This is a genomic window from Pontibacter sp. H249 (genome assembly GCF_037892465.1).
Lineage (GTDB): Bacteria > Bacteroidota > Bacteroidia > Cytophagales > Hymenobacteraceae > Pontibacter.
This window is the reverse complement of the sequence record NZ_JBBKTR010000013.1, coordinates 26,575-42,355: the sequence shown is the minus strand read 5'-3', so window position 1 is coordinate 42,355 and position 15,781 is coordinate 26,575. Positions and strand designations below refer to the sequence as shown.

Genomic DNA, 15,781 nt, shown 5'->3' with positions numbered 1-15,781 from the left:
GTTAACAAACTGCCCCTAAGAGCAGCATACTTAACAAAGGTACAGTAAAAGCGTCAGGATTGTTTAACCTTGTGCTTAAGGCCGCGCAGCGTGCGCAGTTCCTGCGAGCGTATGGTTACGGATGTAGGCTGATTTTAAATAAGTGAATTACTTAACTCCCAAACTCTATAGATTTTTTATACTTTTACCTGCACATTTGACCATGCCTGTGGCTTATCGGCAAAAAGTGCTTTGGTCGCTTTCCATACTTGCCCAAACAGTTCAGAGTCGCGGTAGTTGTTTAAGTGCTCCTCAGAGTCCCAAAGGCTGTAAGTGCTGTAAATGTTGGGGTGGTTCAGGTCCTGCAGCAACTCTACATGGTTGCAACCCTCAAAAGCCCTGATTTTATCTTTAGAATTACGGAATATCTCCAAGAAATCAGCTGTTCTGTCCTCCTGAAACGTCATCCGGACGATGCGAATTAGCATAGTTGTGTATGAGTGTATAAGTAATTGAGCGAAGAATTAATTAACCATCTTAACTCTTGATCTCGGTTTAAGGTGTAAAAGTAAAAAATCCTGAGCAGAACCAGAGTTGGTAAGGCCCAAAGTATAAATTTACTCGTCTACACCTTCACAATTGTCCTCAAGCCCCGGGATAAAAACGCACATCTACCTGAGAGTCGAAACCTAGGCCCAGCAACTCAGCAGCATGGCCTTTGTTTATACCAATGCAAAGCTGGTTTAAGCTGTTATAAGTACAGCAGCAATCGCCTTCGTCTACTTGGTTAAAGGTGGGGTGTATGCGGCATATTGTCTCTCTGCCAAAATGTATTGTATAAGTTCTGCCATGGGCAATGGTGTCTACGCTGTCGCGGGTTATGTTTGTGATAAGGTTGCCGTAACGATCTACGTGTATGATATGGCCTGTGATGGAATGATCGTTTAGGCGCAGTTGGCGGTTTAGCAGCTGTTTAAAGTTAGTGGTTTGCTCGCCAAGTATGTCCATGTCGCCCTCTTTGGCCAGGTATACTGCGGCAGGAGCCAGCAAATCTTTCTCCGGAAACGACATTTGCGGATTATCGGTATGCAGCTCTACTACTTTATCGGGGCTCCCTTCTGTTATCAACGACAGTAAGCCATTGTCTGCCATTAAAAAATAGTGGCCTTTATACTTTGCTGCATGATATTTGCCCTGTTTGCTACCATGGGTGTTCACGGCTACTATATGTACAGTACCTTCCGGAAAATCCTGGAAGACTGCGCCCAAAACATACTCGGCCTGCGCAATGTTATAAGGCTCGATACCATGCGAGACGTCCACGATGGTGGCGTCAGGATTTTGGGACAGTATTTTAGCTTTTACAGCAGCCACATAGTGGTCAGTGTACCCAAAGTCAGATGTAAACGTAATTACAGCCATACTACGAACTATAATTTAGGTAAATTTGTATTAATATATATGTAATTTAGTTAAATTATAGCAATATACCCAACTAACTATATTTAGGATAAACATTTGGTAGAGAAAGTAATAACCCTAGAGAATATTTCTCTGATCGATTTTCTGGGAACAGAGAACCAGAACATCAAGCAACTGGCCGCAGCTTTTCCTAGCAGCAAGATTATTTCCAGAGGCAACGAGATAAAAATTCAGGGGCAAACGCCCGAAATCACCAAAATTCACGAAATACTCGCATCTTTAATTGACCATTACCATAAGTTCGGAAAGATTACGCATAACAGCGTAAATAGATACCTTTCTGCTGATCCTTTTACAGAAGAAGAAGTAATTGCTACCTCTTCGGATGTGATCGTGTACGGCAGCAAGGGCGGCATTATCAAAGCCAAAACTCCGAACCAGCAAAAACTGGTGGACGCTGTTGAAAAGCACGACCTCACTTTTGCACTTGGTCCGGCTGGTACGGGTAAAACGTATATTTCGGTGGCGATGGCAGTACGTGCCCTCAAGAATAAGGAAGTAAGAAAGATCATCATTTCCAGACCTGTGGTAGAGGCCGGCGAAAGCCTTGGTTTCCTGCCCGGCGATATGAAGGAAAAGGTTGACCCATACTTACGTCCGATCTACGATGCTCTGGAAGATATGATTCCGGTGGAAAAGCTGAAGTATTACCAGGACAACAAGATTATTGAAATTGCGCCGCTGGCTTACATGCGTGGACGCACACTAAACCATGCATTTGTGCTGCTGGACGAGGCCCAAAACACCACGCCAGCTCAGATGAAGATGTTCCTGACGCGTATGGGACCGAATGCCAAAGTAATGGTAAACGGCGACCGCTCTCAGATTGACCTTCCGCGCGGACAGCGCTCTGGCCTGTTTGAGGCCATGAACGTGCTGCGTGATGTAAAAGGCATTGGTTTCGTGGAAATGAAGGCTGAGGACGTGGTTCGTCACCGTTTGGTTAAGGACATTGTAAATGCCTATAGCGCGATGGAAGACGAACGCCGTGCCGCCAAGGAAGCTGCTGAAGCCAGCGCAGTCGGAGAGCCAGTAAAAGTAAACGGGCATAGCAGAAAGCAGAAGGCTGAGTAACCCTAAAAGCAGGGAAACACTTTGTATCTCTGCAATTCGTAACTTTGTAACTATAGAGACGCAAGCCATTGCGTCTCTTAACTTTTTATAACGGTTTACCTTAATTTATACTTTACAGCATGATCACGCTGAAACGAGTTGATAATAGTGAAGACTTAAAAGCAGCACATCGTGTGCGGGAGCAGGTGTTTGTACTAGAGCAGAACGTGCCGCGCGAGGCAGAGTGCGACCAATACGAGGAAACTGCCAGGCACTACCTGGCTATGTATGATGGCGTACCGTGCGGCGCTGCCCGCTGGCGCGAAACAGCAGAGGGAATAAAATTAGAGCGTTTTGCTGTGCTACAGGCGTACCGGAACAAGAAAATTGGTGCCCATGTGCTAAAAGCTGTATTAGATGATGTACTGGCCGCGCACCCAGACAAAAAGATCTACCTGAACGCACAGTTGCCTGCCGTTAACTTTTACCTGCAGCACGGTTTTGTAACAGAAGGGGAGATGTTCAGCGAGTGCGATATCAACCACTATAAAATGGTTTTTAAAGGCTGATGCTGCGGTGGGCGCCATATCCTTTTGTGCGCATCACGCTGTGCTTTATAGCGGGCATATTGCTTTACATTATTTCGGGCAGGGAGCTGAGGTATACGTTTGAGCTGCTTGCTTTTTTCTTTGTAGCCTTTTCAGCTGCGGCCATACTTTCTAAAAAGTATAAATCTGCTTTTGCCACCAACATTGCTGGTATACTTGGTCTGCTAAGTTTTTTTGCCGCTGGCTTATTTACAGCTCATTATCGTACACAATCACACCAATCTCAGCACTTAGTTAACGCAGTAGATGCCCCCACGCATTATGTAGGTGTGGTAGAAGATTATATAGTACAAAAGCCTGGCTATCAAAGTACGGTGCTTCAGGTAGAGCAGGTAAAGGTAAAGGTAAAGGGGCAATGGCAGCCAGCGAAGGGTAAAGTGCAGCTCTCTGTACCCCATGATTCGGAGCAGCAGTATGAACTAGCTTACGGAGATCGACTTCTGATAAAAGGAGCACCTCAGGCAGTTGCACCACCCCTTAATCCTGCTCAGTTTGATTACAAGCAATATCTCGCTAACAAGAACATCTACTATCAGCATTATTTACAAACTTTTCAATTCCAGAAGCTGCAAAATGAACCGGGTTCAGCTGTTTTAAACTTCAGTATACAGCTGCGCCGCCAATTCGATAACTTACTACAGCAGAGGCTGGACCAGCAGCGGGAGTATGGCATATCGTCAGCGCTTATACTTGGCGTGAAAGATGAACTGGATAATAACATTCGGAATGCCTATTCTCAAACCGGCACCATGCACGTACTGGCGGTTTCGGGCTTGCATGTGGGATTAATTTTTTCGGTGCTGATGCTGTTGCTGTCTAAGTTTAACCGAAACGTGCAGCAGCGTATTTTAAGTGCCATACTCACTTTGGTTATACTTTGGCTCTATGCTTTTATCACCGGGCTTTCGCCGTCGGTGCTGCGTGCGGTGCTTATGTTCAGCTTAGTAACTGTAGGTATGGCGTTGGGCAGGAATACGAATATCTACAATACTGTTTCTGTGGCGGCATTGGTGCTGCTGTTTATTAACCCTTATAATTTACTGGATGTAGGCTTTCAGCTATCGTTTATAGCAGTGCTAGGCATTGTTTACCTGCAGCCTAGGTTCTATAAATTGCTGGAGATAAATAACTGGCTGCTTGACAAAGTATGGGCTTTATTTACAGTAGCTTTAGCTGCTCAGCTGGCTACATTTCCGCTTGGCCTGTTTTATTTCCATCAGTTTCCAGTATACTTCTGGCTGGCTAACCTGGTGGTAGTGCCGCTGGCAACTTTTGTACTTTGGTCGGGAGTAGCGGCACTTGCATTTAGTTGGGTGCCTGGCCTGAGTTGGCTGCTGTTTAAAATACACTTTGCGATTATCTGGTGCATGAACGAGTTTAATCTATGGGTGCAGCAACTGCCGCAGGCAATCATCAACGGCATCGATATCACGCTCTTTCAAACCATACTTTTATACTTGTTCCTGCTGGCTTTTATACTTTTTATGGCGCTGAAGAAGCTACGCTATTTAAGTGTAGCCACGGGCATTGCAGCTATACTTTCGGTGCAGGAAATTTTGGAAACGGTACAGCAGCGCGAGCAAAGTATGCAGGCGGTTTATAGCCTGCGAGGCAGTACAGGTATGGCAATCCTAAATGGGCAACAGGCTATAATAATAGCCGATTCTGCGCTCATGCAAAACCAAGGAAATTATACTTTTAATGTGCAGCCGCACCTTTGGCAACAGGGTGTGCAGGAACCTCAATTTGTATCACTAGAGCAAAGTATAAACAACGATGCTACTTCTGCGGTGTTACCCGACGGAAATCAGCTACTGCTGGTAAACGGCAAACGCTGGCTTATACATTCAGTTCCGCTGCAGGTGCAGCCTACCGGCAGCTTTAAAATAAATTATATACTGCTGCGACGCAACGTGCGTGTAAAGCCGGAAGAGTTGCAGAGATATACTTTTGATAAAGTTATACTTGACGGCTCCAACAGCTCCTGGTACCGCGAACGGATGCGCAAAGAGTTAGCTGCTGCTGGAATTACCTTTCATGATGTGATGGAGGGTGGTGCCTTTGTGGTAGGGGAGAAGTGACAGGTGATTTAACCATCCATAATTAAAACCTCACCTCAACCACTTTAGCACAAACAAACCCTTTTCTGTACCTTTGCATCTCCAAAACGAGAAAACAATGAGCGAATATACCCCATTAAGCGAAGTAGGCGAGTTCGGTTTAATCAGGCTGATTAACGAAAAGATTGAACTGCAAAATGAATCAACTATAAAAGGAATTGGCGATGATGCGGCTGTTCTGGAACCAGGAGAGAAGCAGATTGTAGTGTCAAGTGATATGTTGTTAGAAGGCGTGCACTTCGACCTTACTTTCTGTCCGTTAAAACATCTGGGTTATAAAGCGGTAGCGGTAAACGTGTCAGATATTGCGGCAATGAACGCTAAACCTACGCAGATAACGGTAAACATTGCTCTAGGAGCACGTTATACTGTAGAGGCTGTGGAAGAATTATATGAGGGCATCCGACTGGCTTGCGAGAATTATAAAGTAGATCTGGTAGGTGGCGATACTACCTCATCTCATGCTGGTTTGGTTATTAGCGTAACTGCCATAGGAGAGGTAGCCAAGGGTGAGGCTGTACTTCGCAGCGGCGCCAAGGTAAATGACCTGATTTGTGTTACCGGCGATCTGGGTGCAGCCTATATGGGCCTTCAGATTCTGGAACGTGAGAAGCAGGCATTTTTGGAAAACCCTGACATGCAGCCGGAGCTGGAAAGTAAGCAGTACATTGTTGGCCGTCAGTTAAGGCCAGAGGCGCGCATGGATGTGGTGTACGACCTAAAAGAACGCGGTATAAAACCTTCTTCTATGATTGATATTTCGGACGGATTGGCTTCTGAGTTGTTCCACATTTGCAAGCAGTCTGGAGTGGGTGCCAGGGTTTACAAAGACAATCTGCCAGCCGATCAGCAAATGCTACAGACGGCACTTGAGTTCAACATCGATCCTTTAACCTGCATCATGAATGGCGGCGAAGACTACGAATTGCTGTTTACAGTTCCGTTAGCTGATCATGATAAACTCAAGAACCATCCTGATATTACGATTATCGGTGTGATTACAGAAGAAAGCGAAGGTATAAACCTGGCCACGAAGCATGGCAATGAGTATCCATTAAAAGCGCAGGGCTGGAGCCATTTTTAGTTTTGTAGACAAAGGATAAGAGCCTAATGTGTATTAACAGAACAGGCAGCTGTAGAAGCTGCCTGTTCTGTTTTATCTTCGTATGGTTGGTTAAATCTTGGGATATCTTCAATCTAAGTATGATTCCCCTATTGGGAGGGGTGGGTTAATCGTTATCTGGCAAGTCTTTTATCCATTCTCACAAAATCGATTGCCAAGCAAAAATCAATCCTCCGGAAAAGGTATGTACACAAAGCTTTGGAAATCACCGTCTGCTACGAACAGGCAGCAGAATTCATCAGGGTCTTTGTAGGCAGCCTTAAATTCTTCAACCTTCTCTGGCATTACGAGCTGGCGCTGCACGAAGTCTTCCAGGTACGAAGCATTAATGTGCCAATCCAGCGCTACTTCTTCCTTTGCCAGGAAAATAGAGCCAACCGGCACTTGGGTGCGGCTAAAAACAAAAATAGGATACTCTGAAATCTTACGCTTACGCACCTGGTAAGATGCTTCTTTTAATGTTTCGGCTACTACCACAAAATCTTTGGAGATAGAGCCAAGATATTTGCCGTTTAATTCCGGATCGTTTTCCATTGTGGTTTATTTAGCAGTTAATAATACTATATTTTCTACGTGGTGCGTCTGCGGGAACATATCCACTGGCTGCACGCGTGTTACATCATACTTTGCCGAAAGCAGCTCCAGATCGCGGGCTTGCGTGGCCGGGTTACAGCTTACATACACAATACGGTTCGGGTGCACTTGCAGCAGCTTCTCCACCACATCCTGGTGCATACCTGCACGCGGCGGATCTGTTATCACCACATCCGGTCTACCGTGTCGTTCTATCAGCTCATCCGAAAGTATGTCTTTCATATCACCGGCATAAAAAGTAGTGTTGGTGATATCGTTGATTTGTGAGTTGATCTTGGCGTCTTCGATGGCGCTTGGCACATACTCAATTCCGATAACCTCGCGAGCTTGCTTTGCCACAAAGTTGGCAATGGTACCCGCTCCGGTGTATAGGTCGTATACCAGTTCGTTGCCTGTAAGGGCTGCCAGTTCGCGGGTAAGTCTGTATAGCTCATAGGCCTGGTCGGCGTTGGTTTGGTAGAAAGACTTTGGTCCTACTCTGAACTTGATGCCTTCCATTTCTTCGTGGATATACGGTAGGCCTTTGTAGCAAACCACCTCAAGGTCGTGGTAAGTTTCGTTTCCTTTTGAGTTTACCACATACTGCAGCGAAGTAATTTCTGGGAAGGTATTAGCTAGGTGTTCCATCAGCGCAGCCATTTCCTCCGGTCTGTCCTCAAACACCTGCACGATCACCATCAGCTCGCCAGTGTTGGCTGTACGGATGATCAGGTTACGCATATAGCCTACCTGCTTCACAATGTCGAAAAACGGCAGATCATGCTCTTTTGCATACTTTCTTACCTCCAGGCGAATCGCGTTCGACGGGTCTGGCTGCAGGTAGCAATGCTTTATGTCGAGAATCTTGTCGAAACGGCCCGGAATATGGAAGCCCAGTGCATCGCGGTCAAAGTCCTGCCCAGACTGGATCTGCTCGTTGGTAAGCCAGCTGGTGTTGGAGAAGGTATACTCCAGTTTGTTTCGGTAATAGCGGGTTTTCTCGGAGCCAAGTATAGGGTCGAACTCGGGCAGGGCAACTTTGCCGATGCGCTCCAGGTTGTCCTTTACCTGCTTTTGCTTGTAGTGCAGCTGTGTATCGTAGCTAATATGTTGCCACTTGCAGCCGCCGCAAACACCAAAATGCTCGCAAAATGGTTGTACGCGTAACTCAGAATACTCCCTGAAGGCCACAGGAACAGCCTCCATAAAGCTTTTCTTTTTGCGGGTAACGCGCAGGTCTACCACGTCGCCGGGAGCTACGCCGCCCACAAAAATAACCATGTTGTCGTGGCGCGCCAGGCATTTGCCCTCGGCTACCATGTCCTCGATTCTAATATTTTCGAGTATCGGTAATTTCTTTTTATACTTATTTCTCACGATGGTGCAAAAGTACGAAAATCTGAGGTAGGTTTCGTTATTGGTTGCTCGTTGTTCGATTTCTGAAATGTAAAGAAGTAACATTATGCGTCTCGTTTCTTATATTAATGATAAAGACCTCGCAGCGTCCGGAGGTCCTGCGAGCGTCTGATTTGGAAAGGCTGTTGCCAGTGCAGGATTGTTGCTTCGTAGCTTACACCAGACGCTCGCGGGTCGTAAAGACACCGCGAGGTCTTTGTAGTTTATCCTTTTTCTGAAGCCCTTGTCAAGTCACAATTCACGCTTCACTTTAGACTTGTGCCAGAAGTACAAACAATCCGCAAATATCAATCAACAATAAACTTTATCTTTGTAATTGGAAACACCCGAGATACAAGTATAAATGAGAGATAAAGTAGTTCTAATTACAGGCGGTACATCAGGCATTGGCAAGGCATTGGCTTTTGCGTTTGGTAGGGAAGGGGCTAAGATTGCTTTTTCAGGGCGTAAGCAGGCTGGCTTAGACGAAACAGCCGCAGCGTTGGCCGCAGCTGGCATTGATAACCTGGCAATAAAGGCTGATGTAAGTATAGAGGCTGATTGCGAGCGCATGGTGCATGAGACTGTTACAAAGTATGGCAAACTCGACATTCTGATCAACAATGCCGGTATTTCGATGCGTGCTCTGTTTGAAGACCTTGACCTGAATGTACTGCGCCAGGTGATGGATATAAACTTTTGGGGCACTGTGTATAGTACCAAGTATGCGCTGCCATATATCAAGTCTGCCAAAGGTTCTATCATTGGTATTTCCTCTATTGCCGGCTACAGAGGCTTACCTGCCCGCACAGGTTACTCGGCATCTAAGTTTGCTATGCACGGCTTCCTGGAAACGCTCCGTACCGAACTGCTATACTCTGGCGTGCATGTGCTGCTTGCCTGCCCAGGCTTTACAGCATCTAACATACGTAACACAGCTTTAGCAGCAGACGGCCAGCAGCAGGGCGAAACACCACGCGAAGAACAGAAGATGATGAGTGCCGAGGAAGTAGCAGATCGTATTCTGATAGCTACTAAAAAACGCAAACGTGATTTGGTGATGACCGCACAAGGCAAAATGGCGGTGTGGGTAAACAAGCTATTTCCGAGCTTAGCGGATAAGCTGGTGTATAATGTAATGGCGAAAGAGAAGGATTCGCCGCTGAAGAAGTAAATTATTGGTTAAAGACTTTTTGACAAAGGACAAAAGATTGATATAGCACAGTCTTTTGTCCTTTATATCTTTTGTTAAAACAGCTACGGCAGCTCCAGCAGATTGCTTTTGCGGATATATGCCTTAGAACCTTTCCATCTTATCTCGTACCAGATATCCTGCTCGCCTGTAATAGGTACTTTATGGCCTTGAGAGGCTGTTGCCAACCACGAGCCACCTGCCGACGGAGCCGACATAATGGCTACATTGTTGTTTTTGATGATGCCGGCATCGCCGAGGCTGAGGAAGTTGATGTAGTAAAGTATAAACAGCAGGTACAGCGTAAAGCCTACTTTAAAGGTGTTTGTAAATCGGTGCCCTCTGCGCCAGCTAAAGAACATAATGGTAACGGTAACTACAGCAGCCAGCAGCATAAGCTCCAGTATACGCATGTAGTACTTGTTAAACTGTGTTTTAAAGAACTGCAGGTCGTTGTACTCGTAGCCTTGCAAACGGTGCGCCTGCGCCAGCTCCTCCATCTTTCTGAGCGTAGAGCGGCTTGGCTCTTTTGTATAGAACATGTGCAGGTAGTACATGGCGCCAGTATAGTCGCGCAGGCCTTCTTTAATGTAGGCCATTTTTAGCAGCATTTGTGGCGAGTAAGCCTGCTCGTTTTGCAGTATATGCTCGTATAAACCTAAAGCATCTGAATAATGCTGTTTCTGAAACAAAGAATCTGCCTTGATAAGGTTAGAATTATCTGCCTGAGAATAAGCTGGTTTAGAGAAAAGCGTTAAAAAAAGTATAAGAAACGCTGATATTTTGAACCAAAGATTTTGCATTTAAACAGATGGTTGTTACTTTTGCATCGCAATTCAGGGAAACGTCCTTGAGAATGCAAGTTACTAAAAGATTCCGTAGCTCAGCTGGTAGAGCAATACACTTTTAATGTATGGGTCCTGGGTTCGAATCCCAGCGGGATCACAAAATGGGAGCTTAAGCCTTTCTGACCAGAAAGGCTTTTTCTTTCTGCCTTTGTAAAGGAGAATAGCAAAACCTGAAAATTTATTTTGCAGTTTAAAATAAAGCTTTTAATTTTGCCCTCCCAAACAACGGGAAAAAATTAGTACTGATTCTGTAGCTCAGCTGGTAGAGCAATACACTTTTAATGTATGGGTCCTGGGTTCGAATCCCAGCGGGATCACACCACTCAAAACGAGTGAAATCAAAAAAGGCTGTTTACGCAATGTAGACAGCCTTTTTTATTTGCTTTATCTCTAAATTCACTAACAGTTACATAGTTTGTTAGTGAAAATATCTGCACTTTTAGTGAATACTGTTTTTGAGCGTGTCAGTATATTTATAAAAGAACTTTTTAAGTGAAAGGTGGTTCGTATCCCTATTAATATAATGATTTAAATGATGACATCCATACAATTGCCCATTCACTAACTTTCACTAACATTCACTAAACTTGCTCAGGCAGGTGAATTATCTCACATAAACCGACTGTAAATCGCTTATCCGAGTAGTATAACAAGGTGACTTAAAGTCGCTTTTAAGCTGCCATGAATTATCAACTCCCTGTGTAGCCACTCTAACCTTACTTCTACCAAACCTATCAGTAAGACCATCCACTACCTGCATCAGCTTAGCATGTTTGTTTCTATCAACTGTATCCAATAGGTCAAGCTGTATTCGATTTTCAGGTACTATCTCGGTTACTATGACACCAGACTTCTTATACCAATAACCATCTCGATAAATTTCTTTCAGAGCGATACTGGCGTAATGGATTAGCTCCATATCAGAGTTGGTAGCAACAGGCATACAAATGGTTTTGCTATTGGAGTACTGACTGTCGTTTTCAGAATAGCGGTTTGTTGTCACAAACACAGTTACCAGGTTAGCACAGCTTTTTTGTTGGCGTAGCTTTTTGGCACACTTAGCGGCATAGGATGCGGTAGCTTCCAGTAATTCATCATAAGTATTCACTTTTTTTCCGAAGCTTCTGGACGTGCAGATGCCCTTCTTGGGTGGTGCCACTTCTTCCAGTTCCAGGCACGATTTGCCTTGCAGTTCTTTTAAAAGACGTACCCCAACGATAGTCATATTTTGCTTAACCCAATTTTCTGAGAGGCTTGAAAAATCAAGAGCAGTGTTGATATTACGCTTCTTTAGAAACTTGGCATACTGCCCACCGATTCCCCATACATCTTCCACTTTGGTGGCTTCCAATGCTTTTTTGATGTGGTATGGGTCAGTTAGTACCAGTACACCATTTGCTTTCTTAGACTTCTTAGCAAGCTTGTTTGCCACCTTAGAAAGTGCCTTGGTAGGTGCAACACCTAAGCTGACAGGAATACCAGTCCACTGCTGCACGGTTCGTTTAATCTCCCATGCATAAGAGAACAGGTCAATGTCATAAAAATCACCTAAATCAAGAAAGCATTCATCAATGGAGTATACTTCTACATTGGGCGTGAATATTGAAAGTGTCTGCATCACCCTGTCTGACATATCACCATACAGCACATAGTTAGAAGAGAAAGCTCTCACATGCCCATTTTCTACCAGATTTCTGATTTTGAAGTATGGCTCCCCCATAGGTATGCCTAAGGCTTTCGCTTCGTTACTTCGGGCTATTACACAGCCATCATTGTTACTTAGCACGACTACTGGCTTACCATTTAAAGCAGGATTGAATACACGCTCACAGCTTGCATAGAAGTTATTACAGTCACATAAGGCAAACAGAGTAGTCATTGCTTTACTGGTCTATGGAGAATCCAAACCACTACACCCCACACACGCATATCCATCTCTTCTGTAACCTCTATGGGCTTATAGGCAGCATTTGCAGGCATCAAATAAGCTTTATCACCTATCTTCTTAAAGGTCTTTACTGTAAACTCCCCATCTAAAAAGCACACTACTGGCATGCCATCCGTTGCCTTTAAGGATTTATCAATGACCAATACATCTCCTTCATGGATGTTAGCATCGACCATAGAATTACCTTTCACACGCATCATAAAGGTTGATGTAGGATTTTGAATGAGATATTTACCTATATCAATCTTGTCTTCTAAGTAGTCGTCTGCTGGGCTTGGAAAGCCTGCTGATATAAAAGCCGAAAAGAAAGGTATCTCTATCTTGTCAATGTAATCAAAGGCAAGATGCTCTAACAGTTGAGAATTAATGGGGATGACTTTTGCACTACACATACTGCCAACGCTTATAGATTTATACTAATAATATTAGCAAACATACGTAAACAAGTATTATATAAACTAAATACTTTAGCTTTATTTATTCACAGGATTTGTTGAAAAACATGATTACAGATTATTATGGTTAACTTTTAGGGTTTGCATGTAACTCAGGAAGAGCATGTTAAGTCAATAAATATTAGCTTTTTAAGATATTTTTGGGTAACTTTATGGAAGCAAAATCTATTTCTAACTAAACCCATTCTGAATGCATCAACTATCCTTGCAATTGCCAAACTCTGTAATAACCCCAATAAAGAATTTATTAAGACAGCAATTGAAGGATAAAAATAATCTGATATACTTTGCGTCAGGTAAAAGAATCCGAGAAGGATATGAAGGTTTACCTTATGATAATGTTGTTTTAGTCGATAAGTCTTTCAAAGAAACTGTTTCCATTAACGGTAAGATAATCTGTATAGGACTTGACTCGGTTCAAGCTACAGCTCTATTTAAATCCATTAGTGTAAAATTTTCTGCTATCTGTTGTATAAACGAGGGTCTCGCAGAAGGTGGCGGCTTTTTCGCTGTGCAATCAAACTGGAGTTTGACTAACATCTTGCCCATTATGCATGATGAATATATTCATATCGCCTGTCCAGAATATTACGGGCAAAGAAAATGGAAGAAATACTTCAACCTGCCTCAGGAAGCGACATTGTTAGACGAACATGATGCTGACTACATCAACCCACATATGTTTTCTGATTACTATAAATATGGTAAAGAGTTCTGCGTGTGGAAAGTAAAGAAAAAAGCAAGTGAGCCAGTTTCATTCAAACATGGTAGTAGAAAAATAACGGTTCAGCGGAAGAATATTTGGGAAGATTATGATGTATTGGATTCTCTTTTTGTTCGTTGCTCCCCAATTGAAGCTAAAAACCTGAAAAATGTTGCTCCTAAGGCTGAAATCTTAAAGAATTATACCTTTGAGCAGATATTAAAATTCTGTACTCGCAATCAAATAAAAAGCATTGGTTTATCACCCTGGTTAAGACATAATTACAATGGTTTCTTAAATTTTATAAAAGAAAACGATAAAAAGTATTTTTTTCCACAAACCCTAAATTTCTATCACGTTAATGCTGGAGATTTTAAACAATTATACGACTTAGCCGAGCAACAACAACCAACTTAAATTAAATATGAGATAAACCTTCTGCTTCATTTTAGATGATACTTTCAAAGCAAAATTGAAAGCTTAGCACTATAATAACTCTCTATCTTCTTTCTCACGTTCCTTCATTTTCCTATGTTCTTCTTCAATCTTTTCAGGTGTCATATAGAAGAAAGCAACCCACAGGAATGCAGCACCACATATCACATAGAATAGTATTTCAATAACCTTAATCATCTTGTTCTATACTAATTTATAGCGAATTAAGCACTTCAGGTACATTATTAATCGGTGAGTTAACCAATGGTGAAACTGGATATTCTTTCATCTTGGATGCGTCATAGGGCTTCAAAAGCGATAATAAATCATCCTGTGATTCATTATCATCTAACCATAGTTCTTCTGCATCTGGCGATAGAATAACAGGCATGCGGTCATGGATTGGCTTTACCAAATTATTGGCTTCTGTTGTAATGATGGTGTATGTATGAAGTACTTCACCTGTACTTTTATCTACCCATTCATCGAAAAGACCCGCAAAACTGAACAGTTCTTCATTCTTTAGCAGAATCCTATGTGGCACTTTACCCGATGAAGTTACTTCCCATTCGAAAAAGCTATTAGCAGGCACCAAACAACGTTTTGTTTTTAACAAGGTTCGGAATGATGGCTTTTCAGTTAGTGTTTCTGCACGAGCATTTATGGAACGCTTCACCGATTTGGCATCTTTTGCCCAAAACGGCTGTAACCCCCATGAGAAAAACTGAACTACATCTGGTTTATCCTGTGTAACCACAGGTAATGACTGGCTTGGTGCAGAGTTATAATGTGCATCTTTCAGGTTCTTTTCAAGAAGCTTTGCAATGCGGGAATTACCCTTCGGTTTTGGAGTTACTGAGTATCTGCCACACATATTAAATTATATGATTAGTAGAAGCAATTACGGCTCTTGCTCTTTTTATAATGCTTGTATATGTATTGAATTAAATTTCTTTACCTTGTTTACGGAATAAATCATCATTATGTAAATAGCCATTAATTTTAATTTTGATGGTCATTTTCTAAGCTTAGCTCCCTTATCACACTTAAATATTATTCACTAATCACATCATAATGCCCAAACAAAAGCATATAGAACAGTTGATTACATATGCACTTACTAAATCACGATTCTTTTTTGGTGATTTGCCAACAACAGCACCAATATTTAACTATGATTCTGATGAAGTTGAAATAACCGTACTGGTCAAAAATTGGGTATTTAGTGGTGAAAAAAAACAAAGACTGGAAAGACACCTGAAATTCGAGATGAAAAATGAGTATAATTTTAGGGTTGATGGGAGTACATATTATATACCTTTTGAATGGCTGTACTATTATTGCGATTGTAATAAGGTTGCTAACAGAACAAAGGAGTTTATGGTAGCAATCGAACCAATTGATAAAAATGAATGCGTACACGTGCTGGTATCCTTCAATGAATTGAAATATGAATGCATTGAATCCGCTTTTGGGCACAGAGAACGTGAGGATTTTGACTCGTGCCACTATATGTATTCAGAGAAGTTTAAAACAGAAATTAAAATATTTTTTAAAGGTAAAGATGCTAATAGTGATTGGTTGATTGTTCAAGCAACAAGAAATTCTAAGTCTTCACTTTCTTATAATGAACTAACTAAAATTGGCATTATCGATATAAGTCAACTACCTCTTACTCTACCGTTCGAACCCTACTATTAATTTGTAACGATTCTCTCTTATTTCCAACCTACTAAAAACCTAATGACTAATTCAGAATATTAGATGAATTTATTTTAACAACTAAATCACAGTACTATTAAATCAGTAGGTATTAGCCTAAACGTATAGCTATACTAATCCCATATGCCCATACTCTGAAACTGTA

General features: G+C 42.6%; 15 protein-coding genes and 2 tRNA genes. 9 read left to right on the top strand and 8 right to left on the bottom strand.

Translation table 11 applies throughout. The features are described 5' to 3' along the window. Positions 1-176: 176 nt before the first annotated feature. The gene (locus WG943_RS15435; RefSeq protein ID WP_340410366.1) at positions 177-467 is read right to left on the bottom strand and encodes a putative quinol monooxygenase; all 291 of its coding nucleotides are present in this window, start codon (positions 465-467) and stop codon (positions 177-179) included. A 157-nt stretch (positions 468-624) separates the two neighbouring features. Then, complete coding sequence (locus WG943_RS15430; RefSeq protein WP_340410364.1) at positions 625-1,401, bottom strand: SAM hydrolase/SAM-dependent halogenase family protein; 777 nt, start codon at positions 1,399-1,401, stop codon at positions 625-627. A gap of 96 nt (positions 1,402-1,497) precedes the next feature. Between WG943_RS15430 and WG943_RS15425 the strand changes: the two genes are divergently transcribed. The 4 genes from WG943_RS15425 (at position 1,498) to thiL (ending at position 6,326) form a co-directional block, all read left to right on the top strand. After that, entirely contained in the window at positions 1,498-2,535 is a 1,038-nt protein-coding gene (locus tag WG943_RS15425; RefSeq protein WP_340410363.1) for a PhoH family protein, read from the top strand. A 119-nt stretch (positions 2,536-2,654) separates the two neighbouring features. After that, positions 2,655-3,083, top strand: a complete 429-nt coding sequence (locus tag WG943_RS15420) for a GNAT family N-acetyltransferase (RefSeq protein WP_340410362.1) — start codon at positions 2,655-2,657, stop codon at positions 3,081-3,083. Further along, complete coding sequence (locus WG943_RS15415; RefSeq protein ID WP_340410361.1) at positions 3,083-5,203, top strand: ComEC/Rec2 family competence protein; 2,121 nt, start codon at positions 3,083-3,085, stop codon at positions 5,201-5,203. The genes WG943_RS15420 and WG943_RS15415 overlap by 1 nt, the downstream gene beginning before the upstream one ends. A 97-nt stretch (positions 5,204-5,300) precedes the next feature. Further along, positions 5,301-6,326 (top strand): thiamine-phosphate kinase, encoded by a 1,026-nt coding sequence (gene thiL / locus WG943_RS15410; RefSeq protein ID WP_340410359.1) that lies wholly within the window; start codon positions 5,301-5,303, stop codon positions 6,324-6,326. 204 nt (positions 6,327-6,530) lie between these two features. Here the strand turns inward: thiL and WG943_RS15405 are convergent, their stop codons facing one another. Further along, positions 6,531-6,899 (bottom strand): hypothetical protein, encoded by a 369-nt coding sequence (locus WG943_RS15405; protein ID WP_340410358.1) that lies wholly within the window; start codon positions 6,897-6,899, stop codon positions 6,531-6,533. Positions 6,900-6,905: 6 nt separating this feature from the next. Then, a complete protein-coding gene (rlmD, locus tag WG943_RS15400; RefSeq protein ID WP_340410495.1) occupies positions 6,906-8,258 on the bottom strand; it encodes a 23S rRNA (uracil(1939)-C(5))-methyltransferase RlmD in 1,353 nt (450 codons plus the stop codon). Between the two features lie 439 nt (positions 8,259-8,697). On the opposite strand from rlmD, the gene WG943_RS15395 reads away from it, so the two are divergent. Next, a complete protein-coding gene (locus WG943_RS15395; RefSeq protein WP_340410357.1) occupies positions 8,698-9,507 on the top strand; it encodes an SDR family oxidoreductase in 810 nt (269 codons plus the stop codon). Positions 9,508-9,590: 83 nt separating this feature from the next. On the opposite strand, the gene WG943_RS15390 is transcribed toward WG943_RS15395, so the two are convergent. Further along, positions 9,591-10,328, bottom strand: a complete 738-nt coding sequence (locus WG943_RS15390; protein WP_340410356.1) for an SH3 domain-containing protein — start codon at positions 10,326-10,328, stop codon at positions 9,591-9,593. Between the two features lie 69 nt (positions 10,329-10,397). Between WG943_RS15390 and WG943_RS15385 the strand changes: the two genes are divergently transcribed. Together WG943_RS15385 and WG943_RS15380 are read left to right on the top strand one after the other, a co-directional pair. Then, a tRNA-Lys gene (locus WG943_RS15385) sits at positions 10,398-10,470 on the top strand. A 147-nt stretch (positions 10,471-10,617) separates the two neighbouring features. Then, a tRNA-Lys gene (locus WG943_RS15380) sits at positions 10,618-10,690 on the top strand. Between the two features lie 287 nt (positions 10,691-10,977). Here the strand turns inward: WG943_RS15380 and WG943_RS15375 are convergent. Together WG943_RS15375 and WG943_RS15370 are read right to left on the bottom strand one after the other, a co-directional pair. Further along, positions 10,978-12,252, bottom strand: a complete 1,275-nt coding sequence (locus WG943_RS15375; RefSeq protein ID WP_340410355.1) for a Y-family DNA polymerase — start codon at positions 12,250-12,252, stop codon at positions 10,978-10,980. Continuing rightward, positions 12,249-12,713 (bottom strand): LexA family protein, encoded by a 465-nt coding sequence (locus WG943_RS15370; protein ID WP_340410354.1) that lies wholly within the window; start codon positions 12,711-12,713, stop codon positions 12,249-12,251. The genes WG943_RS15375 and WG943_RS15370 overlap by 4 nt, the downstream gene beginning before the upstream one ends. Positions 12,714-12,966: 253 nt before the next feature. Here WG943_RS15370 and WG943_RS15365 point away from each other — a divergent pair, with 253 nt between their 5' ends. After that, positions 12,967-13,896, top strand: coding sequence for a hypothetical protein (locus tag WG943_RS15365; RefSeq protein WP_340410353.1), 930 nt, complete (start codon positions 12,967-12,969; stop codon positions 13,894-13,896). A gap of 232 nt (positions 13,897-14,128) precedes the next feature. On the opposite strand, the gene WG943_RS15360 is transcribed toward WG943_RS15365, so the two are convergent. Then, the gene (locus tag WG943_RS15360; RefSeq protein ID WP_340410352.1) at positions 14,129-14,788 is read right to left on the bottom strand and encodes an SOS response-associated peptidase; all 660 of its coding nucleotides are present in this window, start codon (positions 14,786-14,788) and stop codon (positions 14,129-14,131) included. A gap of 200 nt (positions 14,789-14,988) precedes the next feature. Here WG943_RS15360 and WG943_RS15355 point away from each other — a divergent pair, with 200 nt between their 5' ends. Next, positions 14,989-15,615, top strand: a complete 627-nt coding sequence (locus tag WG943_RS15355; protein ID WP_340410351.1) for a hypothetical protein — start codon at positions 14,989-14,991, stop codon at positions 15,613-15,615. Positions 15,616-15,781 lie beyond the last annotated feature (166 nt).

Bases quoted from the DNA above. Each gene is read 5' to 3' on its own strand.
- WG943_RS15435 (WP_340410366.1), bottom strand. From the start codon at position 467: ATGCTAATTCGCATCGTCCGGATGACGTTTCAGGAGGACAGAACAGCT.
- WG943_RS15430 (WP_340410364.1), bottom strand. From the start codon at position 1,401: ATGGCTGTAATTACGTTTACATCTGACTTTGGGTACACTGACCACTAT.
- WG943_RS15420 (WP_340410362.1), top strand. From the start codon at position 2,655: ATGATCACGCTGAAACGAGTTGATAATAGTGAAGACTTAAAAGCAGCA.
- WG943_RS15415 (WP_340410361.1), top strand. From the start codon at position 3,083: ATGCTGCGGTGGGCGCCATATCCTTTTGTGCGCATCACGCTGTGCTTT.
- thiL (WP_340410359.1), top strand. From the start codon at position 5,301: ATGAGCGAATATACCCCATTAAGCGAAGTAGGCGAGTTCGGTTTAATC.
- WG943_RS15405 (WP_340410358.1), bottom strand. From the start codon at position 6,899: ATGGAAAACGATCCGGAATTAAACGGCAAATATCTTGGCTCTATCTCC.
- rlmD (WP_340410495.1), bottom strand. From the start codon at position 8,258: ATGGTAGCCGAGGGCAAATGCCTGGCGCGCCACGACAACATGGTTATT.
- WG943_RS15395 (WP_340410357.1), top strand. From the start codon at position 8,698: ATGAGAGATAAAGTAGTTCTAATTACAGGCGGTACATCAGGCATTGGC.
- WG943_RS15390 (WP_340410356.1), bottom strand. From the start codon at position 10,328: ATGCAAAATCTTTGGTTCAAAATATCAGCGTTTCTTATACTTTTTTTA.
- WG943_RS15375 (WP_340410355.1), bottom strand. From the start codon at position 12,252: ATGACTACTCTGTTTGCCTTATGTGACTGTAATAACTTCTATGCAAGC.
- WG943_RS15370 (WP_340410354.1), bottom strand. From the start codon at position 12,713: ATGTGTAGTGCAAAAGTCATCCCCATTAATTCTCAACTGTTAGAGCAT.
- WG943_RS15365 (WP_340410353.1), top strand. From the start codon at position 12,967: ATGCATCAACTATCCTTGCAATTGCCAAACTCTGTAATAACCCCAATA.
- WG943_RS15360 (WP_340410352.1), bottom strand. From the start codon at position 14,788: ATGTGTGGCAGATACTCAGTAACTCCAAAACCGAAGGGTAATTCCCGC.
- WG943_RS15355 (WP_340410351.1), top strand. From the start codon at position 14,989: ATGCCCAAACAAAAGCATATAGAACAGTTGATTACATATGCACTTACT.